The following is a 24092-nucleotide window of genomic DNA, read 5'->3' as shown; positions in this document are numbered from 1 at the left end:
GTGCAGCACGAGCGGGCAGAGGCGGGCGTAGTCGGCGGGCGTCGCCTGGTCGCAGAAGGCGACGAGGCGCTGCGGATCGTTCTGCGCGCGCTGGAGGATGTCGCGCGCCAGCGTGCCGGCGGCGAGGCGCCCGTCGGCGGCCAGAAACGCGATCTCCACCGCCGCCAGCCCCAGCCTCGCGCCGCCGCCCTCGTCGGAGCCAGGAAAGCCGTAGCCGCCGAAGCGCAGGCGCCGCCCCTCGGCCCAGCCCACCGCGATCGAGCCCGTGCCGGCGACCACCACGCCACCCTCGCGCCCACCATGGGCGCCGAGCGCGGCGATCGCCGCGTCGTCCTCCCAGCGCACGCTCGCAAAGGGGTGGGGGCGCTCGGCGAAGCGCTCGATGAGGCCCGGCCGGCGGATGCCGCTGACGCCCGCCCCCACGCGCAGCCGCGCGAAGTCGTAAGGGCCGAGTCCCGCCGTGCTCCAGGCGCCGCGCGCCGCGCCCAGAAGCCGCTCGAACACGGCCTCGACGCCGGCGCGCGCGTTGCTCGCTCCCACGACCTGCGCCTCGCCCAGGATCTCGCGGTCGTCCGCCAGCCGCGCGCGGCACGAGCTGCCGCCCGCATCGATCCCCAGATACAATGTCCGCGCCGCCAAGCCCGCCGCTCCCCAAACTCTTGCGTCGCGAGCGGCCTAGCACAGGTTCGGGCGGTTCGGCGAAGCCGGCCCGCTGCGGATCGTCGTTGCGGCCCGCTGCGGATGTTTGTCCGCAAGGCCGGCTGGGGCATAAGCGGGCGGCGATCCTCAGACCCGGAACCCGAGCCCATGCCCTTCACGCAGATCCTCGTCCTGAACGGCCCGAACCTCAACCTCCTCGGTCGGCGCGAGCCGGGGATCTACGGCGCCAAGACGCTGGACGACATCGAGCGGGACCTTCGGGAGCGCGCCCGTGGCCGCGCCGAGCTCGAGTTCCAGCAGCGCAACGGCGAGGGCGAGCTCGTGACGCTCGTTCAGGAGGCGGGGCTGGCCGGCCGGGGCGTGATCCTGAACGCGGGCGCCTACACGCACACCTCGGTCGCGATCCGCGACGCGATCAAGGGCGCGGGCGCGACCGTGATCGAGGTGCACCTGTCGAACGTCCACGCCCGCGAGGACTTCCGGCACCATTCCTATCTGTCGCCCGTGTGCCGGGGGGTGATCGCGGGCTTCGGCGACCTGTCCTACCATCTCGCGCTGGAGGCGTTGCTCGCCGGCTGACGGCCGGGCGTCTCAGAAGCCCAGCGCCATGCCGTCCTTGCGGTGGTCGGACGAGCCGAGCAGCACGCCGCGCTCGTGGTCGATCCAGATGCCCTGGCAGCCGCCGAGCGGAGCCTCGGCGACCTGCGTGCGGTGGCCGCGCGCTTCCAGATCGGCGCGAACGCTCTTGGGCACCGTGTTCTCGATCGTCAGCGTGTCGCCGAAGGCGAACGAGCGCGGCGCCTCGTTGGCGGCCTGCGGGTCGAGCCCGACGTCGAGCATCTGCGACAGGAGGTGGGCGTGGCCCGCCGCCTGGTACTGGCCGCCCATGACGCCGAAGGCCATCACGGTGCGGCCGTCCTTGCGCAGGAGGCCCGGAATGATGGTGTGGAAGGGCAGCTTGCCGCCGTCCACGACGTTGGGGTGGTTCTCCTCGACCGAGAAGCCCGACCCGCGGTTCTGGAACAGGATGCCCGCGCCCGGCGCGTAGATCCCCGAGCCGAAGGGGTGGAAGATCGAGTTGATGATCGAGACGGCGTTGCGGTCCCCGTCCACCACCGACACGGTGACGGTGTCGCGGTGGTTGGGCCCGATCCAGGCGGTGGCCTCGGCCGCCTCGTCCATGCGGATGCGGGCGCGCAAGGTCTCGACGAAGCGGTCCGACAGCAGCGTCGCGACGTCCAGCGCCTCGCCGCGCGCGGGATCGCCGATCACCGCGTCGCGCATGGCGTAGCCGAGCTTGGTGGCCTCGGCCAGCACGTGGATGCGGTCGGCCTCGCCCATCGGCTTCAGCTCGAACCCGTCGAGGATGCGCGCGATCATGAGCGCGGCGATGCCCTGCCCGTTGGGCGGGCATTCCAGAAGCTCGTGCCCCTTGTAGGAGGCCGCGACCGGCTCGGTCTCGAAGGCGCGGAAGCGGGCGAAGTCGTCTTGCGTGTGGGCGCCGCCGGCCTCGCGCAGCGTGCGCACCATGTCGGCCGCCGCCTCGCCCTCGTAGAAGCCGACGCGGCCTTCACGCGCGATGCGGCGCAGCGTCTGGCCAAGCGCGGGCTGATGGAAGCGGGCGCCGACCGCCGGCGCCGAGCCGCCCGGCAGGTACTGCTCGCGCGCCGGCGCGTGGTGCGACACGCGGCTCTCGTAGGCGGCCCAGTCGTAGGCGACGCGCGGCGTGACGCAGAAACCGTCCTCGGCGGCGCGGATCGCGGGCTGGAGCACGCGCTCGAGGCCGAGCCGGCCGAAGCGCTCCACGAGGCGGATCCAGGCCTCCACCGCGCCGGGAATCGTGACGGCGTGGACGCTGTCGTCGGGAATGCGCGCCAAGCCGCGTTCCACGAGGTCGCCGCGCCGCAGGGCGTGGGGCGCGGGGCCCGAGCCGTTCAGCGCGAGCGGCGCGCCGTCCGGGCCTGAGACGAGGGCGAAGCAGTCGCCGCCCAGGCCCGTCATCAGCGGGTCGATCACCGACTGGAGGGCGACGGCGGCCACCGCCGCCTCCACGGCGTGGCCGCCCTCGCGCAGGACGTCGACCGCAGCCAACGTCGCCAGCGGATGGGAGCTGGCCGCCATGGCGCGGTCGGACACGGCGACCGAGCGGCCGGGCTTTTGGAAGTCGCGTTGAAGCATGCGGGGGAAAGGGTCCTCGGGCGGCTGCTCCCGCATCTGGCGGGGCCGCGTGGCGCGATGCGCGGGGTGCATACAGGAGCCGGCGCGCCGCGTCAGCCCCGTTTTGTTCCTCGTGGTCCTGGAAGCTGCCATGCAGCCTCGGAATGTCTCGGGCCCGCGAGCCCGATCGGCCTCGCTTGTCCGGACCCTTTTCGGTGTCTCGCGCGACCTTGAGGGCTCCGCCTCGGCGATGCCCGACCGGAGCCTGCGCGCCGAAGCTTGCGCGGGGGGTAACGCCCGAGCATTCGCGAGGCACGGCCCTCCGCGATGCTGCAGGGCAGCATATCACGCGTGCGTGATCAGTATTCCTTGCGGAAGATCCACGCCGCGTCAAATGAATCGCGCATGAAATTGTATGAGCTAAAATTTTAAATCCGGCCCTCTGCTTTGAGCCACTGGACAAATCCTCGACGATCCTGTGCAACCGGCAGGGGAGGCCTGTGAAGGCGGGCCCGTTGTTTCTGGGAGGAACCGATGTCCAAGCGCGTGAAGGGGCTTCTCGCCTCGTTGTCGATTCTGGCGGCCACGGCCACCGCCGCCTTGGCGCAGGGGTCCTACCCGACCCAGCCCATCACCGTCGTCGTGCCCTTCTCGGCGGGCGGCCCGACCGACACGGTGGCGCGGCTCGTCGCGCAGGTCATGTCGCGCGAGCTCGGGCAGCAGGTCCTGGTGCAGAACGTCGGCGGCGCGGGCGGAACCCTGGGCGCGGGCCAGGTCGCCCAGGCCAAGCCCGACGGCTACACGCTGCTTCTCCACCATATCGGCATGTCCACGGCGCCGACCCTCTACCGCCAGCTCGCCTTCGATCCGCTGAAGGCCTTCTCGCCGATCGGCCTCATCACCTCGGTGCCCATGACCATCGTGGCGCGCAAGGACTTCGAGCCGGCCGACGCGCCCGCCCTTCTCGCCTACCTGAAGGAAAAGGGCACCGAGACGACCTACGCCAACGCCGGCATCGGCTCGGCCTCGCACCTGTGCGGCATGCTCCTGCAGGAGGCGGCCGGCGTCCAGATGGTGACCGTGCCCTACCAGGGCGCCGCGCCCGCCATGACCGACATCGTGGGCGGCCAGGTCGACCTCCTCTGCGACCAGACCACCAACACGACCAACCAGATCAAGGCCGGCGAGGTGAAGGCCTACGCGGTGACGACGCCCGCGCGCGTCCCCTCGCTGCCCGATCTTCCCACCACCGCCGAGGTCGGCCTGCCCAAGCTCGAGATCGGCGTGTGGCACGGCCTCTACGGACCCGTCGGGCTCGACGCGGGCGTGGTCGAAAAGCTCGACGCCGCGCTCAAGACCGCGCTCGCGGACGAGACCGTGAAGTCGCGCTTCGCCGAGCTCGGCACCCAGCCCGTCGCGGCCGAGGAGGCGACCCCCGAGGCCCTGCAGAAGGAGCTGACCTCGCAGATCGAGCTCTGGCGCCCGATCATCCAGGCCGCCGGCACCTACGCCGACTGAGCCCTCGAGGGCCGGGGCGCGGGAGGACGCGCCCCGGCTCGGTTTCGAGCGAACGCACCGCAGGGGGAGCCATGACCGACACCAGCATGCCGGCGCCGAGGCGGCGCGGCCTCGACCGCAACGTCGTGGCGGGCCTGATCTTCATCGCCATCGCAGCGGCCTTCGCCTGGGAGGCGACCCATTACGACATGGGCCGCGCGATCCGCATGGGACCGGGCTTCATCCCGATGACGCTGGCGATCCTGCTGGCGATCTTCGGCGTCCTCGTCCTGGCGGCGGGCCTGCGCTCGCCCGACCATGCGCAGTCCTCCGGCCCGGTCGCCTGGAAGGGCATTGCGCTGGTCTGCGCCGCGCTCCTCGTGTTCGGGCGGTTCGGCGCGCAGCTCGGCCTCGTCCCCACCGTCCTCGTCTGCACGTTCGCGGTCGCCATGGCCTCGGCGCGCAACACGCTTCTCTCGGCGGCGGCGATCGCGGCGGTCATGGCCGCGCTCTGCTGGCTGGTCTTCAAGGTCGGCCTCGGCATCACCATGCCGACCCTCGGCCCCCTGTTCGGTTCCTGAGGCCCGACGATGGATCTACTCGCCAACCTTGCGCTCGGCTTCGAGACCGCGCTGACGCCGATCAACATCTTCTGGTGCTTCATCGGCGTGCTGCTCGGCACGCTGGTCGGCGTCCTGCCCGGCATCGGGCCGACGGCGACCATCGCCATGCTGTTGCCCATCACCTTCACCTTCGCGCCCGTGACGGCCCTCATCATGCTGTCGGGCATCTACTACGGCGCGCAGTACGGCGGCTCCACCACCGCGATCCTGATCAACCTGCCGGGCGAAAGCTCCTCGGCGGTGACCGCGATCGACGGCTACCAGATGGCGCGCAAGGGGCGCGCGGGCGCGGCGCTCGCAACGGCCGCGCTCGGCTCCTTCTTCGCGGGGTCCGTGGCCACGCTGCTTCTCGCGGTCGCCGCCCCGCCGCTGTCGCGCGTGGCGCTCCAGTTCGGCGCGCCGGAATACTTCGCCCTGATCGTGCTGGGCCTCCTCGTCTCGATCTCGCTCGCCCACGGCTCGGTGATCAAGGCGCTCGCCATGATCTGCCTCGGCCTGCTGCTCGGCACGGTGGGCCAGGACATCTACACCGGCACGCCGCGCTTCACGCTCGGCCAGCTCGAGCTCTACCAGGGCATCAACTTCGTCTCGATCGCGGTGGGCGTCTTCGGCGTCGCCGAGATCTTCCGCAACCTCGAGGACGAGCGCACCCGCGAGGTGGGCGTGAAGAAGGTCACCGGCCTCTGGCTGACGCGCGAGGACTTCCGCCGCATCCGCATGCCGGTGGTGCGCGGCACCGTTCTCGGCTCCGTCCTCGGCATCCTGCCCGGCGGCGGGCACGTTCTCTCCTCCTTCGCCTCCTACTCGATGGAGAAGAACATGGCGAAGGACAAGCGGGAGTTCGGCCACGGCGCGATCGAGGGCGTGGCGGGGCCTGAAAGCGCCAACAACGCCGCCGCCCAGACCTCGTTCATCCCGCTTCTCACGCTCGGCATCCCCGCCCATCCGGTGATGGCGCTGATCGTGGGCGCCTTCATCCTTCAGGGCATCACGCCGGGGCCCAACGTCATCAACACGCAGCCCGCGCTCTTCTGGGGCATCATCGCCTCGATGTGGATCGGCAACGTGCTGCTCGTCATCCTCAACCTGCCGCTGATCGGCTTGTGGGTGAAGATGCTGACCATCCCCTATCGCGTGCTCTTCCCCGCGATCGTCCTGTTTGCCGCGATCGGCTGCTACTCGATCAACAACAACCCGTTCGACGTCTACGCCATCGCCGTCTTCGGCGTGCTCGGCTACGTCCTGATCCGGCTCGGCTGCGAGCCGGCGCCGCTGCTTCTCGGCTTCGTCCTCGGGCCGCTTCTGGAGGAGCACCTGCGTCGCGCCATGATCATCTCGCGGGGCAACGCATTGGTCTTCTTCGAGCGCCCGATCTCGGCGACCCTGCTGGCGCTGGGCCTGGCGGCCGTGGTGGTCGCGCTCCTGCCGGCCATTCGCCGCAAGCGCGACGAGGTCTTCGTCGAGGAGGACTGAAGGGTGATCGAAAGGGTCGGCCGCTCGGCCTCCTATCCGGCCCGCGTGCCGAACAGGGTGCCGATCAGGGCCGTCGCCGCCATGGCGAGCGCGCCCCAGAAGGCGACCCGCGCGGTGGCCTTGAGGACGTTCGCCCCGCCCGTCCTCGCGCCGAGCGCGCCGAGCAGCGCCAGGAAGAGGAGCGAGGCCGCCGAGACGGCCGGCACCGTGAGGGCGGCGGGCGCGAGCGCGGCGACGGCGAGCGGCAGGGCTGCGCCGAACGAGAAGGTCGCCGCCGAGGTGAGCGCCGCCTGGATCGGTCGCGCCGCCGTCTCCTCGATCATGCCGAGCTCGTCGCGCAGGTGGGCGCCCAGCGCGTCACGCGCCATGAGCTGTCGGGCGACCTCGGCGGCGAGCGTCGGCTCCAGCCCTCGCGCCTCGTAGATTCCGGCCAGCTCTCGCGCCTCCTCCTCGGGCTGCTCGGCGAGCTCGCGGCGCTCGCGCTCGGTGTCGGCCCTCTCCGTGTCGGACTGCGAGCTGACCGAGACGTACTCGCCCGCGGCCATCGACATGGCGCCCGCGACCAGCCCCGCCGTGCCCGCGAGCAGGATCTCGCGCGGGGCCGCCTGGGCCGAGGCGACGCCGACGATGAGGCTCGCCGTCGAAACGATGCCGTCGTTGGCGCCCAGCACCGCGGCGCGCAGCCAGCCGATGCGCGAGACGAGGTGACGCTCCGGATGAACGGATCTGGGGGCCATGCGCGCTTCCTGCCTTGGGTGTCCGGTGGACGAGATCGGGTTTCATGCATCCCACGCGCGTGCCGCGATGGGCAGGGCGGGCCCCCTATACCTTTTGGTATAGCGGCAACCGGATCGGTCGGCCCGGGCTTCCCGGATCATCTTCCTCAAGAGGCGATCCCATGCCCCAGTCCCTTGTTCGCGCGTCCGTACTTCTTCTCGGCCTGACGGGCGCCGCCCTTCCCGCGCTGGCCCAGACCCCGCAGCCGCCCGTCCCGCCCAAGCCCTCGCCCAGCCAGGGCGCGCCGGCGAGCCGGAACGCCCCCTCCGGCCAGGCCATGTCGTCCGGCGACAGCGCGTCGTCCGGAAAGGACGCCGTCGCGGCGGCCACCTCGTCGGAAGGGCGCGACCTCGCGCCCGCGCTGCGCCGCGTCGGCGCGGAGGGGTCCACCTCGCCGGACGCCTCGCTCGCCGTGCCGCAGGACCAGGCGCCCTTCCCCAACAACCAGGTGAGCTCGGCCCCCTACGTCTCGCCCAACGGCGGCGAGGAGGGACTGAAGGCCTCCGTGCGCGCGCTGCAGAACACGCTGACCGAGCTCCAGACCCTGCAGCTCCAGACCAAGCAGGCGCACTGGAACGTCAGCGGCCCGTTCTTCTACCCGCTGCACGAGCAGCTCCAGGACCAGTACGAGACCTGGAGCAAGCTCGCCGACACGGTGGCCGAGCGGCTGCTCGCCATCGGCACCTCGTCGGACGGGCGGGCGACCACGATCGTCCAGACCTCGTCGCTGCCGGAGTTCCCGGGCGGCTTCGTGGACGACGCCGAGGTCGTGCGCTGGTTCACGCTGGCCTACAAGCAGGTCGGCGAGGAGGTGCGCGGCGGCATCCTGGCGGCCGAGGACAACGATCCCGAGACCTCCAACATCCTGCAGGAGGTCGAGGGCAGCCTCGACAAGTACCAATGGATGATGCGCGCCTACGTCCAGTCGACCCCGACCGACCAGCGCAACGGCGAGATCCTGAACCAGGGCAAGGCGATCGACATCCCCGCCAACAGCGCGCCGACGCAGATTAACGCGCCGAAGGCGCCCTGAAGCCCCCCGCTCCCCGGCGCGCGTGCGACCGGGGAGCGGCCTCACGCCGCGGCGGTGAACAGGAGCGCCCGCAGCCGCCCCTCGACGGGTCCCGGGCCGAAGCGGGCGGCGAGCGCCTCGGCGACCCGTCCCGTCGCATCGTCCAAGGCGCTCTCGTCGCGCTCCAGGATCTCGGCGCGCAGCGGCGAGCCCTGGCACAGGCCGGTGGCGACGTCGCGCGGGCTCGCGCTCCGTCCGACATGATCGACGACGTCCCGCTCGACGCGCCCGAAGCCCGCCTCCTTCAGGTCGGCGGCGATGCGGTCCGCGTCGTGGTAGCCGTGCGGCGCGCGGGCGAGGAAGCGGGGCGGATCGCGGGGAAAGACGTCCGCCAGGGCCTGCGTGACCGTTTGGGCGAACTCGTTCGCGCCGATCTCGCCCCAGACGCTGAAGACGAAGCGGCCCTGTGGCGCGAGCACGCGCCGCGCCTCGCCGAACGCTGCGACCTTGTCGGGCAGGAACATGACCCCGAACTGGCACGCGAGGACGTCGAAGCTCCCATCCTCGAAGGGCAGGCTCGACGCGTCGGCCTGCCGCCATTCGACGGGGCGGTCCGCCGGCACCCGGCCGCGCGCGACCTCCAGCATCGCCTCGTTGAGATCGGTGGCGACGAGGCGGGTCGGCGCCGGCAGCGAGGCGGCGAGGACCCGCGTCAGCGCGCCCGTGCCCGCCGCCGTCTCCAGCACCGCCCGGGGCGCCGCCTCCGCCACCCTTTGCGCCATGTCGCGCGCATAGGCCGCAAAGAGCAGCGGCACGAGGTGCCGCTCGTAGAGTTCGGGGATCGACCCGGTAAAGGCCTTGTCCGCCACGGTCATGGAAAGCCTCCTCGGCGAGAAGCCGTGCGCGCCGTGACGATGCGCGGTGGGACGCAAGGCTCCTGGGCGAGGCCCTTCCAGCCCTTCGCGACGCGCCGCCGGGCGCTCCGGAAAGCTTGCGCCCCCGCCGGGCGGTCCGCAAGGCAGGCCGGCAAGCGAGCCCCGAGCGCTCCGCGCCGGTCTTTCGCCATGTTCACACCGTTAACGAGGGCGGCTGGAGCGGTTCCAAACGACGGGTTGGCAGCGGCTTCGGAAAGGTGTACCCACGGGTACGCTCCTGAGATCGACGACCCACGAGGTGACGCCCATGCCCGCCTACCGCTCCCGCACTACCACCCATGGCCGCAACATGGCCGGCGCGCGCGGCCTGTGGCGCGCGACCGGCATGAAGGACGAGGATTTCGGCAAACCGATCATCGCCGTCGTCAACTCCTTCACGCAGTTCGTGCCGGGACACGTCCACCTGAAGGACCTCGGCCAGCTGGTGGCGCGCGAGATCGAGGCCGCCGGGGGCGTCGCCAAGGAGTTCAACACGATCGCGGTCGACGACGGCATCGCGATGGGCCACGACGGCATGCTCTACTCGCTGCCATCGCGCGAGATCATCGCCGACTCGGTCGAGTACATGGTCAACGCGCACTGCGCCGACGCCATGGTCTGCATCTCGAACTGCGACAAGATCACGCCCGGCATGCTGATGGCGGCTCTGCGCCTCAACATCCCCGTGGTCTTCGTCTCGGGCGGCCCGATGGAGGCCGGCAAGGTCGTCTGGCCCGACCAGACGGTGAAGAAGCTCGACCTCGTGGACGCGATGGTCGCGGCCGCCGACGACCGCGTGTCGGACGAGGACATGAAGGTCATCGAGCGCTCGGCCTGCCCGACCTGCGGCTCATGCTCCGGCATGTTCACGGCCAACTCCATGAACTGCCTGACCGAGGCCCTCGGCCTGTCGTTGCCCGGCAACGGCTCGACGCTCGCGACCCACGCCGATCGCAAGCGCCTCTTCGTCGAGGCCGGCCATCTCGTGGTGGATCTGGCGCGCCGCTACTACGAGCAGGAGGACGAGACCGTCCTGCCGCGCTCGATCGCGACCTTCGCCGCCTTCGAGAACGCGATGACGCTCGACATCGCCATGGGCGGCTCGACCAACACCGTGCTGCATCTTCTGGCCGCCGCCCACGAGGGCGAGGTCGACTTCACCATGGCCGACATCGACCGCCTGTCGCGCCGCGTGCCGGTGCTGTGCAAGGTCGCGCCCGCCATCGCGAACGTCCACATGGAGGACGTCCACCGGGCGGGCGGCATCATGGGCATCCTCGGCGAGCTCGACCGCGCGGGCCTCATCGACACCTCGACGCACACGGTCCATTCCGAGACCATGGGCGCGGCGCTGGACCGCTGGGACGTGAAGCGCACGAGCGCGCGCAACGTCCACGACTTCTTCACCGCCGCCCCCGGCGGCGTGCCGACCCAGGTCGCCTTCAGCCAGGACCGCCGCTTCGACTCGGTCGACACCGACCGCGAGGCGGGCGTCATCCGCGACAAGGCTCACGCCTTCAGCCAGGACGGCGGCCTGGCGGTGCTCTACGGAAATCTCGCCGAGGACGGCTGCATCGTGAAGACGGCGGGCGTCGACGACAGCATCCTCAAGTTTACGGGCCGCGCGCGCGTCTACGAATCCCAGGACGCCGCCGTGAAGTCGATCCTCTCCAACGAGGTCGTTCCGGGCGACGTGGTGCTGATCCGCTACGAGGGCCCGCGCGGCGGCCCCGGCATGCAGGAGATGCTCTATCCGACGAGCTACCTGAAGTCGAAGGGCTTGGGTAAGGCCTGCGCGCTGGTCACCGACGGGCGCTTCTCGGGCGGCTCCTCGGGGCTGTCGATCGGCCACGTCTCGCCGGAAGCGGCGGAAGGGGGCACGATCGGCCTCGTGGAGGAGGGCGACCGGATCGAGATCGACATCCCCAATCGCTCGATCCACTTGGCCGTCGACGACGCGACGCTGAGCGCCCGCCGTCTGGCGCAGGCCGATCGGGGCTGGCACCCGGCCGAGCCGCGCAAGCGCAAGGTGACGACCGCGCTCAAGGCCTATGCCGCGCTCACCACCAGCGCCGCGCGCGGCGCCGTGCGCCAGCTGAACTAGGCCGTCCCGATCAGGCGGACGCCCCCGCGCCGAGCGCGGCCCGGGGCGTCCGCCGCCGACCCGACAGGAGCGCGCCGAGCGGGCGCTCCACGAAGAGGTAGCAGGCCGCGCCCGCCGCCGAGCAGGCCGCGAGCGCGGCCAGTGGATAGGCGAGCCCCGCCGCGCCCGCCACCGGCAGGCCGAGCCGCGCCCAGACGATCTGCACCACCGGCAGCACGAGGATGTGCGTGAGGTAGATCGAGTAGCTCGCATCTCCCAGGAAGGCGAAGAGGCGGCCGAGCGACCCGGGCGCCTTTTGCGTCTCGCCTCGCCCGAACACGGCCGCCATCACCACGATCGCCGCGGCCAGCCCGGTCTGCGGCGCGTGCTCGGGCAAGACCGCTCCGGCCCACAGGAGAAGCGCCATTCCGGCCGCGCCAACGCATAGGGCCTCGAGGCGCGAGAAGCGCCAGCCGCGCTCGGCCAGCGCGCCGAGGCCGAGGCCCGCGGCAAATTCCAGGATGATCGGCCGCGTCCAGTACCATGCCATGCCGCCTTCCGGCAGCGCGAGGCCCAGAAGCGCGAGGCCGCCGAGGATCGAGAGCGCGGCCGCCAGCCGGCGCCCGCCCCGCAGCGGCAGGACCAGCGCGAAGAGCGCATAGAAGGCCATCTCGTAGTTCAGCGTCCAGCCGACGAACAGCACCGGGTTGTCGTGCCCGAGCGTCGGGTGAGGCCAGGGCAGGAACAGGAGCGAGGCGAGAAGATGCGCCGGGTCGAAGCGCGTCGAGCCAAGGATCTGAGGCGCGGCGATCGCGACCGCGGTCAGAAGCAGCGTCAGGAGCCAGTAGAGCGGCGCGACGCGCAGGACGCGGCGCCGCAGGAAGTCCGCCGGGCCCGCCCGCCCGTCGCGCGTCGTCCACCAGATGATGAAGCCCGAGATCACGAAGAACAGGTCGACGCCCGCCGTGCCCGCCCGAAACCCGGGCAGGTCGGCATCCGCCCCCAGCCGGTTCGGGCCGTCCACGGCGTGGAACAGGACCACCATCAGCGCGGCCAGAGCCCGCAGGTATTGGATCGAAAGGATCATCGCAGCGCCGATCGTCGTCACGCAAGGGCCGTCCGCCCGCACCCTGGCACGCCGATCCCTTCCAACCCCTTGCCCTCGCCGCGACGATCGTCCGGGCCCGGCGCACGCGCGACGTGTAAGGCTTTGCGAAAGCTTAAGGATGGGTTTCGCGCTGGCGCGCCGCCCCGAAACCGATGCCGCGCCCGGCGCGTTGATGAGCCATGGGTGTCGAGATCGAACGCAAATTCCTGGTCCGCGACGACAGCTGGCGACCGCTGGCCGACGGCGGTCGCTCGTTCCGCCAGTTCTACATCGCCATGGACAAGGGCGTGTCGGTTCGCCTTCGCGTCGCCGACGAGCGTCTGGCCTGGCTCACCATCAAGACCGGCGCGGGCCTCAGCCGGGGCGAGTACGAGTATCCGGTGCCGGTCGCCGACGCGCGCGACCTCGAGGCGGCGCGGCGGGGCGAGGTGGTCGCCAAGCGCCGGTTCCGCGTGCCCCATGGCGACCTCACCGTCGAGGTCGACGTCTTCGAGGGCGCGCTGGCGCCCCTGGTGCTCGCCGAGATCGAGCTGCCCTCCGAGGCGCACGAGATCGAGCTGCCCTCCTTTCTCGGACGGGAGGTGACGGGCGACGAGGGCTACTCGAACGGCGCGCTCGCTGCGCACGGCCTGCCGGCGTCCTTCCGGCGCTGACGCGCCGCCCTATCTTGCGCGGCAGACCCCCGGATCCGCCGAGACCTTTCATGGCCTATCGCCTCGACCCCGCCGCTCCCCTCGACGCCGAGATCCGGCGCATCGCCGGCGAGCAGATCGAGCGGGCGGTTGAGGATCTCGCCACGCACGGCGAGGACGAGAGCGCGGTTCACGAGGCGCGCAAGCGCATGAAGAAGCTTCGTGCCCTCGTGCGCCTCGCGCTCGGCGCGCGGCCGGACTTCGCCCGGGCCGAGAACGCGCGCTACCGCGACGCCGCCAAGGGCGTGGGCGGCGCGCGCGACCGCGTCGCGCTGATCGAGGCGCTGGACGGGCTGGCGAAGCGCTTCGCGGACGAGTCCCCCCGCCTGTTCGCCAAGGCGCGGCGCACGCTGGAGGAGCGGCGAGACCGGGCGCTCGGCACGGGCGGCGACCTGGCGGCGCGCGCGGCCGAGACCGCCGAGGCCCTGCGCGCCGGCCGCTCGCGGCTCGACGGCTTCGCCTTGCCCCATTCCCCCAAGCGACAGCGCGATGCGCTGGCGGCGGGCCTTGCCCACAATCTCGTGCAGGCGCGGCGCGACCTGCGCACCGTTCGGCGGCACGGCACGGCCGAGACGTTCCACGACCTGCGCAAGCGCATCAAATATCTCGGCCATCACCTGCGCCTCCTGGAGCCGGTCTGGCCGAGCGTCGTCCAGGCGATGCGCGAGGATGCCGACGAGGCCGCCGAGAGCCTGGGCCGCGACCACGACTACGCCGTGCTCCTCGCCGAGATCGAGGCCGAGCCCGCCCGCTTCGGCACGGCCACGGATGTCGCGCGGCTGCGCGCGCTGCTCGGGCGCCATGGCGAGGAACTGCGCGCGCAAGCCCTCGTCCACGTGGAACGCCTCCTGTCGGAAAAGCCCGAGGCGCTCGCCGCCCGGCTCGCCCGCCTGTGGCGCGAGGCGAAACGGACGGGCGCGCAAGCCTGAGGCGCGGGCCGTAGCCGCGGGAGCGGCCCGGCTATCCCAAGCCGCAGCGTCGGACATGTGCGGCGAGCCAGCTTATGCTCTTCGGCCGGCGCCTCGCCCCGATCGGTCGCCGCGCGTGAAGCGGAAGGGTGCGTCAGGCGACGATCTTCGGCGCACCGCAGACAAGATCGTCCACCCGGATGTCCATGGCGCCGACCTTGACGCCCAGCGTCGCCAGAAGACCGTCCAGAAGGGTGTCCACGGCGGGCGTCAGCGTCAGGAGGACGCCCTTGATCCCGACCGCGTTCAGGACGCCGCCGAGCGGCAGGCCGAGCCCCAGGACCTTCACGTCGACATCGAGCGTCTCGAAGAGGTCCTTGACGAGCCGATCCGCCATCCGGGTCGATCCGACGGTCTTCACCTTGCCTGCCGCGATGTCGCTGCCGGTGAAGACCATCCGCGTCGGCCGCCCGGCCTGGAGGGTCGCCAGCGCATGGACCGACACGCTCGCGAGCCTCGCGTCGACGATCACGGCGGGCGCGTTGGCCGGGCGCTGGGCGACGTCCCGCAAGGCGCCGCGCTGGCGCCCGATCTCGAGACGCAGCGCGCCCGGCGTCGTTTCCACCAGAACCGAGCGCCGCGCCGGGTCCGCGTTGCAGGTGACGGAGACGACACGCGCCGTGCCGGGGGCGATCGCCAGTTCGAGCGGCAGGTTCAGATCGGCGCCGAGCGCGCCCAGCAGCGAGCCGGACGCGAGGTTGAGGCGGGCGCGCACCTGCGCGGTCTCGACCAGGAGGCCGGGATCGCCGAGCCCCAGCGGCGGGGTCGAGCGCATCGGGTCGCCGACGAGAACCTCGAGCCGGGTCGACAGGAGGCCCGGAACGGCAAGGCCGGTGGACAGGGCGCTGCCGCCTTCGCGCGGCGACAGGCTGGCCGACAGGAGGCTCAGCACCCCGACCCGGGCGGTCAGGTATTGGGACGGCGCGCCCAGCCGAAGGTCGCGAACGTCGGCGGGGACGGCCAGGAGACGGCCGAGCGACAGGGTGGCGTCGGCCCTGGCCAGCTTCTGCGCCAGCACCTCGACGCGCGACGCCTCGACGGGCAGCGCATCCTCCCGCAGCTGCCGCGCCACGGCCTGCAGCAGGATGTGGACGAAAACCTCCTCGTCCAGAAGTTCACCGACGGTCCCGCTTGTGCGCCCGATGACCCCGGCGAGCGCGTCGACCAGCCCGGACGAGCCGATGCGGGCCCGCGCCAGTCCCTCGTAGTTCAGGAGCGACAGGTCGATCTCGGTGCCGAGGAGGGCCTTGGTCAGGGCGGCCGGCACGCCGCCCGAAAGCCCCGCCAGCATGCTGCCGGCCGACATTGCCACGACCGGGTGGGCGACCGCGATGGAGTGGGCATGGACGACCGGCGGCGCGGACAGGAAGAGCCCGGAGAAGAACAGGGGGGTCGGCTTGCTGGCGCGCACCAGCACCGCCCCGCCGCCCGAGCCGGGGGTGAAGGTCCGGAAGCCGTTGGCATCGGTGGAGAGCGCGCCCGGCGTCACCTCGATCGTGGCGTTGTCCTCGTGATTGTCGAGAAACAGCCGGCGCGCGGCGGCGTCTTCCGATCCGGTGGCGCCCGCCGCCGTGAGCGCGGCGAGGTCGACGATGCCCTGGAGGCGGCGCTGGTCGGTCAGGAACGAGCCGTAATCGATGCCGAGCGCCGCAAAGCCCATGAGCGCGGGCATGGTGAGGGCCGTCACGAGGGCGACGGCACCGCTTGCGGAGCGGCGGAAGCGGGACACGAGGCTCATCTCTGCACTCCGATCACGGCGCTCGCGCTCTGGACCTGCGGAAACTCGTAGACCGCCGACAGGATCGGGACGGTCGGGATGTGGCTGACGTTCATGAAGACCCGGACCGTCAGCCGCTCGCCGTCCTCCTCGACCTCGCAACCGACCCGCTCGGCGACCAGCAGCGGATAGGTGCCCGCGCTTTGATCGACGTAGCGGCGCACGACGGCGTTGCGCTTGATGGCTGTGGGCTCCGGCATTGCGGCGCGTGCGGCATCGGCGGCCAGCTGCGAGAGCGCGTGCTGCACGCCGAAGGCGTGTCCGGTTCGCATGGTGCCGAACAGGAGCAGGAGGAGGATCGGGGAAATCATGGCGAATTCGAGGGCCGCGACGCCTCCCGGATCGGTCCGGAACGTCCCGGACCGGCGGCCGAAATACATACCCACAGGTTCACCTTTCTCCGGGATGCACAAGTCTTGCGCGTCTATCCAGCGTCCCCAAACCTTGCCAGAATCTTAACGAGAAGAACCTTGGGTTATAAATGCCGTCGATTCTGCCTTGCCTTTGGGCGAGATGCCCTAGCTCGCAGCGGCGATTTCATGGACCCGTCCCGCAACGCGGTCCGGCTTGGGACGGGCGACGAACGAGCCCGGCGCGAAAGCGCCTTGCCGAGCGGGTGCGGAAGGCGCTAGCCCGTCCTGCCCGGCGACCGATCGCCGGGCGGGCTGAGGGAGCGGACGGGTGGCCGGACACGGGCTGGCGCGGGTTCTGTCGAAGCGGGGCCATTGCTCGCGCTCGGAAGGCGAGCGGCTCGTGCGCGCGGGGCGCGTGCGGGTCGACGGGCGCGTGGTGCGCGATCCCGAGCACCGGACAGGCGAGGATGCGCGCATCGAGGTGGACGGCGCGGGCGTCGCTCAGGAAGCCTTCCGCTATCTCGCGCTCAACAAGCCGCGCGGGCTGGTGACGACGCGCCATGACCCGGAGGGGCGCCCCACCGTCTACGGCTGCCTGGAAGGGCTCGACCTGCCGCACGTGGCGCCGGTCGGTCGGCTCGACCGGGCGAGCGAGGGCCTGCTTCTCTTCACCAACGACACGGGCTGGGCGAGTGCCGTGCTCGAAGGCGAGCGCGCGCCTCTCAAGCGCTACCATGTGCAGGTGGACCGCGTGGCGGACGCGGCGCTTCTGGCCGAACTCGTCGCGGGCCTCGAGGACCGGGGCGAATGGCTGGCGGCACGCGAGGCGCGGCTCCTGCGCGCGGGCACGCGCAACTCGTGGCTGGAGGTCGTGCTCGACGAGGGCCGCAACCGACACATCCGCCGGCTTCTCGAAGCGCGGGGCGTCGAGGTGCTGCGCCTCGTGCGGGTCGCGATCGGGCCCCTTTCGCTCGGCGAGCTGGAAAAGGGCGCGGTGCGCGAGCTGACGGCGGACGAGGTGCGGATGCTGGGGGGCGGACGTTGAGTGCGTTGTCCCTGTCGCCGTCCGAGGCGCGGCGCATCGCCGTCCGCGCGCAGGGGCTCGGCCGCGAGCGCCCGGCGCGCGTCGACGCAGGTCACCTTCGGCGCAATCTCGACCGTCTGGCGCTCCACCAGATCGACAGCGTCAACGTCGTGGCGCGCGCCCACTACCTGCCCGCCTTTTCGCGGCTCGGACCCTACGAGACCACCCTTCTCGACCGCGACGCCTGGGGCCGGCGCTCGGAGCGGCGGCTCTTCGAGTACTGGGCGCACGAGGCCTCGCTCCTGCCGGTCGACCTCTGGCCGGCGCTGCGCTGGCGCATGGCGCGGGCCGACCGGGGCGAGATCGGCTACGACCGGCTCCGCCTCTTCGCCACCGAGCGCCGCGCCGAGGCCATGGCGCTTCTCGCCCGCATCCACGACGAGGGCCCGCTTGCCGCCTCGGATCTCGGCACGGGGCGCACCGGCTGGTGGGAATGGTCGGAGCCCAAGCGCCAGCTCGAATGGCTGTTCTGGGCCGGGCACGTCACCACGCGCACGCGCCGGCGCGGCTTCGAGCGCGTCTACGACCTGCCCGAGCGCGTGCTGCCGGCCGCCGTCGCGGATCGATCCGCGCTCCCTGAGGACGAAGCGCACCGCGTTCTCGTCGAGCGCTCGGCCCGCGCGCTCGGCATCGCGACGGTAGGGGAGTTGCGCGATTATTTTCGCCTGACGCTGCCCGAAACGCGGCAGGCCGCGGCGCAACTCGTGGAAGCCGGCACGCTTCTTCCGGTCGCCGTGCCCGGCTGGCCGCAAGCCTTCCTCCACCGCGACGCCGCCCGGCCGCGCCGGATCGCGGGCGGGGCGCTCCTCGCTCCCTTCGACCCCCTGGTCTGGGAGCGTTCGCGCGCCGAGCGCCTGTTCGGCTTCCGCTACCGCATCGAGATCTACGTGCCGGCTCCCTTGCGCCAGCACGGCTACTACGTCCTGCCCTTTCTTCTCGGCGACCGGCTCGTCGCGCGCGTCGACCTGAAGAGCGACCGGCAGGGAGGGCGCCTGCTCGTTCATGCCGTTCAACTGGAGCCCGGCGCGCCGGAGGAAACGCGCGAGGCGCTGCGGCTCGAACTCGGCGAGATGGCCCGCTGGCAGGGACTGGCCGAGGTGGCGATGCCGGCCGGGTGAAGGGCGTTTCGCGAAAGGACGCTTTCGCGCAAATTCCCTTCCCTCCAAGCGCCGCCGATAGACGTCGGTTCGTCGCGCGATTGCTTCGCTCTCCTTATCTCTGGCGTCGATCCTTTCTTTTCGAGCGTCTCCGCCATGACCGATGCCACCTTGTCCGCGCGCCCGGCGCCCGTGTCCGCCCCCTTCGACCGGGGACCGGGCCTGACCGCCGCCGCGGCGCTTCTTCTGGGTACGCTTCTGATCGCGGCGGGATTCGGCGCGCGCCAGGGCGCCCTGTTCCTGCTGGGCGGCGCGCTCGGCCTCGTCCTCTACCACGCCGCCTTCGGCTTCACCTCGGCCTGGCGGGTCTTCCTTCTGGAGGGACGCGGACGGGGCCTGCGCGCGCAGATGGTGATGCTGGCGCTCGCCGTCCTCCTGTTCTTCCCGGTGCTCGCCTCGGGCTCGCTGTTCGGCCAGCCGGTCTCGGGCAACGTCTCGCCGCTGGGCCTGTCGGTCGTGATCGGCGCCTTCCTGTTCGGCATCGGCATGCAGATGGGCGGCGGCTGCGCGTCGGGCACCCTGTTCACGGCGGGCGGCGGCAATGCGCGCATGGTGGTGACGCTCCTGTTCTTCGTTGTCGGCTCGGTGCTCGCCACGATCCACTTCTCGTGGTGGACCGCCCTGCCCTCGCTGCCGCCGGTCTCGCTCGTGGAAACGTTCGGCGCTCCCGGGGGCATTCTCGTCTCGCTCGCGCTCTTCGCGCTGATCGGGGGCGCGACCGTCCTCGTCGAGCGCCGCCGCAACGGCAGGCTGGAGAGCGGGGCGCCGAGCCGCACGCAGGGCCTGCGCCGCCTCCTTCACGGCCCCTGGCCGCTGGTCGCGGGCGCGGTGGCGCTCGCCCTCCTCAACTTCGCGACGCTGGCGATCGCCGGCCGTCCCTGGGGCATCACCTCCGCCTTCGCGCTCTGGGGCGCCAAGGGGGCGCAGGCGCTGGGCTTCCAGCCCGAGACCTGGAGCTACTGGCAGACGCCGGGCAACAGCAAGGCGCTCGCCTCCTCGGTGTTCGCCGACGTCACCTCCGTGATGGACTTCGGCATCATCGCGGGCGCGATGCTCGCCGCCGCGCTCGCCGGCCGCTTCGCGCCATCGCTGCGCATCCCGCCGCGCCAGCTTCTCGCCTCCGTGATCGGCGGCCTGCTGCTGGGCTACGGTGCGCGCATCGCCTATGGCTGCAACATCGGGGCCTACTTCTCCGGCATCGCGTCGGGCTCGCTCCACGGCTGGCTGTGGCTCGCGGCGGCCTTCGTCGGCAACGGGGTGGGCGTGCGGCTCCGCCCGTTCTTCTTCGGCGAGGGCGCGCGAGGGAATGCCGGCGCCGGCAACGCCTAGACATTCCGGTTCCCGTCCGGCGATGGAACCATTATAGGCAGGGGCATGAGCGCCACGCCCCTGTCCCATATCCGCAACTTCTCGATCGTCGCCCATATCGACCATGGGAAATCGACGCTCGCCGACCGTCTGATCCAGCTGACCGGCGGGCTCGACGCCCGCGAGATGGCCGGCAAGGAGCAGGTGCTCGACAACATGGAGATCGAGCGCGAGCGCGGGATCACCATCAAGGCGCAGACCGTGCGCCTCGAGTACAAGGCCGAGGACGGCGAGCACTACGTCCTGAACCTCATCGACACGCCGGGCCACGTCGACTTCGCCTACGAGGTGTCGCGGAGCCTGAGCGCATGCGAGGGCGCGCTGCTCGTGGTGGACGCCGCGCAGGGCGTCGAGGCGCAGACGCTCGCCAACGTCTATCTCGCGCTCGACAACGATCTCGAGATCGTGCCCGTCCTCAACAAGATCGACCTGCCCGCCGCCGAACCCGACAAGGTCAAGGCGCAGATCGAGGAGGTGATCGGCATCGACGCCTCCGAAGCGGTGATGATCTCGGCCAAGTCCGGCATCGGCATCGAGGAGGTCCTGGAGGCGATCGTCAAGCGCCTGCCGGCGCCGACCGTCGGCGACCGCTCCAAGCCCCTCAAGGCCATGCTGGTGGATAGCTGGTACGACGCCTATCTCGGCGTCGTCGTGCTCGTGCGCGTGATCGACGGCGAGCTGAAGCGCGGCCAGACCATCCGCATGATGGGCACCGACGCCAAGTACCCGGTCGACCGGGTCGGCGTGTTCACGCCCAAGATGGTCAACATGGAGAGCTTGGGCCCCGGGGAGCTCGGTTTCATCACCGCCTCGATCAAGGAGGTGGCGGATACCCGCGTCGGCGACACGATCACCGAGGACAAGCGCCCGACGGCCGAGATGCTGCCCGGCTTCAAGCCCGCGCAGCCGGTGGTCTTCTGCGGCCTCTTCCCGACCGACGCGGCCGACTTCGACGACCTGCGCGCCGCCATGGGCAAGCTGCGCCTCAACGACGCGAGCTTCTCGTTCGAGATGGAGTCCTCGGCCGCGCTCGGCTTCGGCTTCCGCTGCGGCTTCCTCGGGCTCCTGCACCTCGAGATCATCCAGGAGCGCTTGAGCCGCGAGTTCGACCTCGACCTCATCGCGACCGCGCCCTCCGTCGTCTACAAGATCGAGATGACCGACGGGTCGCATATCGACCTGCACAATCCGGCCGACATGCCGGACGTCGTGCGCATCGCCTCGATCCACGAGCCCTGGATCAAGGCGACGATCCTCACCCCCGACGACTATCTCGGCAACATCCTGACGCTCTGCCAGGAGCGGCGCGGCATCCAGACCGATCTGTCCTATGTCGGCAAGCGCGCCATGGTCTCCTACGAGCTGCCGCTGAACGAGGTCGTGTTCGACTTCTACGACCGCCTGAAGTCGATCTCGAAGGGCTACGCTTCGTTCGACTACCAGCTCTCGGACTATCGCGAAGGGGATTTGGTCAAGCTCTCGGTGCTCGTCAACGCCGAGCCCGTCGACGCCCTGTCCATGCTGGTCCACCGCACGCAGGCCGAGCGGCGCGGACGCGCCATGTGCGAGAAGCTGAAGGAGCTGATCCCCCACCACCTCTTCAAGATCCCGATCCAGGCGGCGATCGGCGGCAAGGTCATCGCGCGCGAGACCATCTCGGCGCTCCGCAAGGACGTCACCGCCAAGTGCTACGGCGGCGACGCGAGCCGCAAGCGCAAGCTCCTCGACAAGCAGAAGGAGGGCAAGAAGCGCATGCGCCAGTTCGGCAAGGTCGACATTCCGCAGGAAGCCTTCATCGCCGCCCTGAAGATGGACGGATAGCGCCGAGCCCGTCCTGCCACCCGCTTTTTGACGGCTTGCCGACCGGGCGCATCGTCCCGGACCTGTGTCGCATCCGCCATAGCGGCTCACACGCGGCGGTTGCTAGGAATGATGCCTTACGGTTTCGGTAGGGCATCGGATCATGCCAGGTCAGCACTACAAGTCCCTGCAGGGCGTTCGTGGCGTCGCGGCGTCGATCGTTCTCTTGATGCACCTGTGCGACCTGGCGGCCAACTTCTCGCCGGGCCTTTGGGGAACGCTGGCGCGCTACGCGACCCTATGGGGACATGCGGGGGTCGACGTCTTCTTCGTCCTGAGCGGCACCATCATGTGCCTGGTTGCCGGAAGCCCGCGCTCGCCCCGAGGACGGGTCGCTCTCTTGCGGGACTTCGCCGTCAAGCGCGCGGCGCGCCTTTATCCCGTCTTCCTCGTGACCTTCGCCTTCTCGGCCTGGGTCTGGATCACGATACAGGGCTCGCCCCGGCCGACGCCGGGCGACCTTCGGGACGCGCTTCTCCTCTGGACCTCATCGCCGCTCCATCCCGTCTCTTGGACCCTCATGTGGGAGATGCGCTTCTACCTGATGGTGGCCCTTCTGGTTCTCGTGTTCGGCCGCAACATGAAGCTCGGGTTCCTCGCCTGGCTCGGCTACGAGGCGGCGGCCATGTCCGGCCTGCTCCCGTTCAGCTCCTTCGCCAACCCGATCATGCTGGAGTTCATGTACGGGGTCGCGATCGGGCTTCTGATCCTGAAGGGGTGGACCTCGCCCGCTCCGGCGGCGACCTTCGCTCTCGGCGTGCTCGGGCTGCTGGCCGCCGGCTTCTATACGGGCGGCGACGCGACGACGGTGGGCCTCACCCGCATGTACGTCTACGCGGTCCCGGCGGCCCTCGCCCTCTACGGCCTTCTGTCCATGGAAGCGCGCGGACGCACGACGCCGGTGGATCGGATCGGTTGGCTGGGAGACATCTCCTATTCGCTCTACCTCTGGCACTTCCCGATCTTCCTCGTGCTGCACTCCTACTGGTGGCGCGCTTGCGGGGGCGGCGCCGTATGCGGAACCGGCTACGGCGTCTCGTCCGTCCTCATGACGGTCGCCGTCTCGGCCGCCAGCTTCTACGGACTCGAGCGCCCCTTCGTCCGCATCTCCAACGCCCTGCTGTCGTCGCGGGGCCGCAAGCTGCCCAAGCCTTCCGTGCTGCCGGAGGGGTCGCAGGTCGCGGCCGCCTGAGAGCTTGCATCGGCCTGCGTTCGGGCTTGCCGCCTCGATCCGCAAGGTCCGCTCGGCCGGACCCCTGGCGATCCAGCGGACGCACGGTCGGCGGACGGGCCCGCACCCGAGCATGGGGACCTCCGGGAGAGGCCTCGCAAGTCGAAGCCACGCGCCGCCATGGCTCGAACGAAAAGGGGCCCGGCTTTCGCCGGGCCCCTTCTGGTCTTGGATCGGGAACCGATCGCGACGTGCGATCAGAACTCGCGCTGGAAGCGGAGGAAGCCCGAAACCTGGTCCTCGCGGCCGAGGCCGTCGAACTCGACGTTGCGGTAGGAGACTTCCGCCAGCGACTTGAAGTTCGGGGTGATGGCGTAGCCGACGTTGCCGACGAAGGCGTAGTAGTCGCCCTGCGAGGTGAACGTCGCCGGGACCAGCGCGCCGTTCGGCGCACGAACGAGCGTGGCGAAGGTCGTGTCGAAGGTCTCGCCGTACTGGCCGGACACCGCGATGCCGAGCTTGCCGAAGCCCTGCGCGTAGCCCGCACCGGCGGCCCACTCGAGGAACAGCGGCAGCGAGCCCGGGGTCGGGTTGTTGATGTTCGGGTTGTTGGCGGCGAACGTGTTGGTCGTCGCGATGCCGGTGATGGCCGAGTAGACGGTCGGGTCGAAGGCGTAGTGACCCTCGATCTTCAGCTGCGACTGCGCCGCGAAGAGGTCCTTCAGGAGGACGCCGCCCTTCAGAGCGAAGGCGTCGTTGTTGCCATCCTGCAGGAGCGTCGGCTGAACGCCCAGCGACGGGATGAAGAACGTGTTGCCGAAGGCGAAGTTGTTGCTGCCGAAGGCGTTCGTCACGTCGCGCTGGTTGAAGGTCTCGTCGTAGACGGCCGACAGGTACGCACCGCCCCAGGCGCCCGAATAGACGAGCTTGGCGTGGACGTCCGGAACCACGTCGCCCGTGCCGTCGTCTTCCAGGCCGATCGTCGCGGCGAAGCCGCCGGCCGTGAACGTGTAGTTGACCTGGTTGGTGTTGAAGTCGCCGACAACCAGATCCGAGTCCGTCAGAAGGCCGTCCTCGAGACCGCCGATGCCCGACGACCACAGCGTGTCGCGGTAACCCATGAGCAGGCCGCCGAGCTGCAGGTAGGCCTGGTCCATCGACACGCCGTTCGAGGCGCCCGAGGTGTTGGTGGCCTGGAGACGAACGAAGGCGCGCAGGGTGCCGAGCTCGGTCTCCTCGCGGGCGTCGAAGTTCAAGCGGGCGCGGACGCGGCTGTTGACCTGGTAGTCGTCACCCTCGAGGTTGCGGGCGGGGTCGCCGGCGACGTTTACCTGGAGGCGGGCATAGCCGCTGATGCG

General features: G+C 70.8%; 21 protein-coding genes. 13 read left to right on the top strand and 8 right to left on the bottom strand.

Features of this window, described 5'->3' with window-relative positions:
• Positions 1-639 (bottom strand): BadF/BadG/BcrA/BcrD ATPase family protein (locus tag AUL35_RS14025; protein WP_156417999.1); only part of this gene is annotated, 639 nt, incomplete at its 3' end.
• 168 nt (positions 640-807) lie between these two features.
• Between AUL35_RS14025 and aroQ the strand changes: the two genes are divergently transcribed.
• Complete coding sequence (gene aroQ / locus AUL35_RS14020; RefSeq protein ID WP_062015803.1) at positions 808-1239, top strand: type II 3-dehydroquinate dehydratase; 432 nt, start codon at positions 808-810, stop codon at positions 1237-1239.
• Positions 1240-1251: 12 nt separating this feature from the next.
• Here aroQ and AUL35_RS14015 read toward each other — a convergent pair whose 3' ends face one another.
• Positions 1252-2838, bottom strand: coding sequence for a gamma-glutamyltransferase family protein (locus AUL35_RS14015; protein ID WP_062015811.1), 1587 nt, complete (start codon positions 2836-2838; stop codon positions 1252-1254).
• 513 nt (positions 2839-3351) lie between these two features.
• On the opposite strand from AUL35_RS14015, the gene AUL35_RS14010 reads away from it, so the two are divergent.
• The 3 genes from AUL35_RS14010 to AUL35_RS14000 all read left to right on the top strand — a co-directional run bounded on the left by AUL35_RS14010 (position 3352) and on the right by AUL35_RS14000 (position 6410).
• Positions 3352-4335 (top strand): tripartite tricarboxylate transporter substrate-binding protein, encoded by a 984-nt coding sequence (locus AUL35_RS14010; RefSeq protein ID WP_062015802.1) that lies wholly within the window; start codon positions 3352-3354, stop codon positions 4333-4335.
• Positions 4336-4406: 71 nt separating this feature from the next.
• Entirely contained in the window at positions 4407-4895 is a 489-nt protein-coding gene (locus AUL35_RS14005) for a tripartite tricarboxylate transporter TctB family protein (protein ID WP_244493778.1), read from the top strand.
• Between the two features lie 9 nt (positions 4896-4904).
• Positions 4905-6410: a tripartite tricarboxylate transporter permease gene (locus AUL35_RS14000; RefSeq protein ID WP_062015800.1), complete on the top strand. Its 1506-nt coding sequence runs from the start codon at positions 4905-4907 to the stop codon at positions 6408-6410.
• A 32-nt stretch (positions 6411-6442) separates the two neighbouring features.
• Here AUL35_RS14000 and AUL35_RS13995 read toward each other — a convergent pair whose 3' ends face one another.
• The gene (locus AUL35_RS13995) at positions 6443-7147 is read right to left on the bottom strand and encodes a VIT family protein (protein WP_062015798.1); all 705 of its coding nucleotides are present in this window, start codon (positions 7145-7147) and stop codon (positions 6443-6445) included.
• Between the two features lie 161 nt (positions 7148-7308).
• Between AUL35_RS13995 and AUL35_RS13990 the strand changes: the two genes are divergently transcribed.
• Positions 7309-8220, top strand: coding sequence for a DNA starvation/stationary phase protection protein (locus AUL35_RS13990; RefSeq protein ID WP_062015796.1), 912 nt, complete (start codon positions 7309-7311; stop codon positions 8218-8220).
• Between the two features lie 41 nt (positions 8221-8261).
• Here the strand turns inward: AUL35_RS13990 and AUL35_RS13985 are convergent, their stop codons facing one another.
• A complete protein-coding gene (locus AUL35_RS13985; RefSeq protein ID WP_062015794.1) occupies positions 8262-9074 on the bottom strand; it encodes a class I SAM-dependent methyltransferase in 813 nt (270 codons plus the stop codon).
• Between the two features lie 307 nt (positions 9075-9381).
• Here AUL35_RS13985 and ilvD point away from each other — a divergent pair, with 307 nt between their 5' ends.
• A complete protein-coding gene (ilvD, locus tag AUL35_RS13980) occupies positions 9382-11217 on the top strand; it encodes a dihydroxy-acid dehydratase (protein ID WP_062015792.1) in 1836 nt (611 codons plus the stop codon).
• A 10-nt stretch (positions 11218-11227) separates the two neighbouring features.
• Here the strand turns inward: ilvD and AUL35_RS13975 are convergent, their stop codons facing one another.
• A complete protein-coding gene (locus AUL35_RS13975) occupies positions 11228-12304 on the bottom strand; it encodes an acyltransferase (protein WP_156417998.1) in 1077 nt (358 codons plus the stop codon).
• 179 nt (positions 12305-12483) lie between these two features.
• Between AUL35_RS13975 and AUL35_RS13970 the strand changes: the two genes are divergently transcribed.
• Complete coding sequence (locus AUL35_RS13970; protein ID WP_062015788.1) at positions 12484-12957, top strand: CYTH domain-containing protein; 474 nt, start codon at positions 12484-12486, stop codon at positions 12955-12957.
• Positions 12958-13007: 50 nt separating this feature from the next.
• A complete protein-coding gene (locus AUL35_RS13965) occupies positions 13008-13925 on the top strand; it encodes a CHAD domain-containing protein (RefSeq protein ID WP_062015786.1) in 918 nt (305 codons plus the stop codon).
• 133 nt (positions 13926-14058) lie between these two features.
• On the opposite strand, the gene AUL35_RS13960 is transcribed toward AUL35_RS13965, so the two are convergent.
• Together AUL35_RS13960 and AUL35_RS13955 are read right to left on the bottom strand one after the other, a co-directional pair.
• Positions 14059-15702: a pilus assembly protein TadG-related protein gene (locus AUL35_RS13960; protein WP_062015784.1), complete on the bottom strand. Its 1644-nt coding sequence runs from the start codon at positions 15700-15702 to the stop codon at positions 14059-14061.
• Positions 15699-16121, bottom strand: coding sequence for a TadE/TadG family type IV pilus assembly protein (locus tag AUL35_RS13955; RefSeq protein ID WP_062015782.1), 423 nt, complete (start codon positions 16119-16121; stop codon positions 15699-15701). Before AUL35_RS13955 ends, AUL35_RS13960 begins: the two co-directional genes overlap by 4 nt.
• 301 nt (positions 16122-16422) lie before the next feature.
• On the opposite strand from AUL35_RS13955, the gene AUL35_RS13950 reads away from it, so the two are divergent.
• The 5 genes from AUL35_RS13950 (at position 16423) to AUL35_RS13930 (ending at position 22755) form a co-directional block, all read left to right on the top strand.
• Entirely contained in the window at positions 16423-17139 is a 717-nt protein-coding gene (locus AUL35_RS13950; protein ID WP_062015780.1) for a pseudouridine synthase, read from the top strand.
• 5 nt (positions 17140-17144) lie between these two features.
• Positions 17145-18296 carry a winged helix-turn-helix domain-containing protein gene (locus tag AUL35_RS13945; protein WP_202814278.1) on the top strand — a complete coding sequence of 384 codons (1152 nt, stop codon included), beginning with the start codon at positions 17145-17147 and terminating at the stop codon, positions 18294-18296.
• A 135-nt stretch (positions 18297-18431) separates the two neighbouring features.
• Entirely contained in the window at positions 18432-19664 is a 1233-nt protein-coding gene (locus AUL35_RS13940) for a YeeE/YedE family protein (RefSeq protein ID WP_082666333.1), read from the top strand.
• Positions 19665-19709: 45 nt separating this feature from the next.
• Positions 19710-21524 carry a translation elongation factor 4 gene (lepA, locus tag AUL35_RS13935; protein WP_062015778.1) on the top strand — a complete coding sequence of 605 codons (1815 nt, stop codon included), beginning with the start codon at positions 19710-19712 and terminating at the stop codon, positions 21522-21524.
• Between the two features lie 142 nt (positions 21525-21666).
• Positions 21667-22755, top strand: a complete 1089-nt coding sequence (locus AUL35_RS13930; RefSeq protein ID WP_062015777.1) for an acyltransferase — start codon at positions 21667-21669, stop codon at positions 22753-22755.
• A 236-nt stretch (positions 22756-22991) separates the two neighbouring features.
• Here the strand turns inward: AUL35_RS13930 and AUL35_RS13925 are convergent.
• On the bottom strand, positions 22992-24092 hold a 1101-nt coding region (locus AUL35_RS13925), incomplete at its 5' end, for a porin (protein ID WP_062015776.1).

Source organism: Aureimonas sp. AU4 (assembly GCF_001463765.1).
Taxonomy (GTDB): Bacteria; Pseudomonadota; Alphaproteobacteria; order Rhizobiales; family Rhizobiaceae; genus Aureimonas.
This window is presented reverse-complemented; position numbering and strand designations above follow the sequence as displayed.

Coding starts and splice junctions, on each gene's coding strand:
- aroQ (WP_062015803.1), top strand. CDS start 808: ATGCCCTTCACGCAGATCCTCGTCCTGAACGGCCCGAACCTCAACCTC.
- AUL35_RS14015 (WP_062015811.1), bottom strand. CDS start 2,838: ATGCTTCAACGCGACTTCCAAAAGCCCGGCCGCTCGGTCGCCGTGTCC.
- AUL35_RS14010 (WP_062015802.1), top strand. CDS start 3,352: ATGTCCAAGCGCGTGAAGGGGCTTCTCGCCTCGTTGTCGATTCTGGCG.
- AUL35_RS14005 (WP_244493778.1), top strand. CDS start 4,407: ATGACCGACACCAGCATGCCGGCGCCGAGGCGGCGCGGCCTCGACCGC.
- AUL35_RS14000 (WP_062015800.1), top strand. CDS start 4,905: ATGGATCTACTCGCCAACCTTGCGCTCGGCTTCGAGACCGCGCTGACG.
- AUL35_RS13995 (WP_062015798.1), bottom strand. CDS start 7,147: ATGGCCCCCAGATCCGTTCATCCGGAGCGTCACCTCGTCTCGCGCATC.
- AUL35_RS13990 (WP_062015796.1), top strand. CDS start 7,309: ATGCCCCAGTCCCTTGTTCGCGCGTCCGTACTTCTTCTCGGCCTGACG.
- AUL35_RS13985 (WP_062015794.1), bottom strand. CDS start 9,074: ATGACCGTGGCGGACAAGGCCTTTACCGGGTCGATCCCCGAACTCTAC.
- ilvD (WP_062015792.1), top strand. CDS start 9,382: ATGCCCGCCTACCGCTCCCGCACTACCACCCATGGCCGCAACATGGCC.
- AUL35_RS13970 (WP_062015788.1), top strand. CDS start 12,484: ATGGGTGTCGAGATCGAACGCAAATTCCTGGTCCGCGACGACAGCTGG.
- AUL35_RS13965 (WP_062015786.1), top strand. CDS start 13,008: ATGGCCTATCGCCTCGACCCCGCCGCTCCCCTCGACGCCGAGATCCGG.
- AUL35_RS13960 (WP_062015784.1), bottom strand. CDS start 15,702: ATGAGCCTCGTGTCCCGCTTCCGCCGCTCCGCAAGCGGTGCCGTCGCC.
- AUL35_RS13955 (WP_062015782.1), bottom strand. CDS start 16,121: ATGTATTTCGGCCGCCGGTCCGGGACGTTCCGGACCGATCCGGGAGGC.
- AUL35_RS13940 (WP_082666333.1), top strand. CDS start 18,432: ATGACCGATGCCACCTTGTCCGCGCGCCCGGCGCCCGTGTCCGCCCCC.
- lepA (WP_062015778.1), top strand. CDS start 19,710: ATGAGCGCCACGCCCCTGTCCCATATCCGCAACTTCTCGATCGTCGCC.
- AUL35_RS13930 (WP_062015777.1), top strand. CDS start 21,667: ATGCCAGGTCAGCACTACAAGTCCCTGCAGGGCGTTCGTGGCGTCGCG.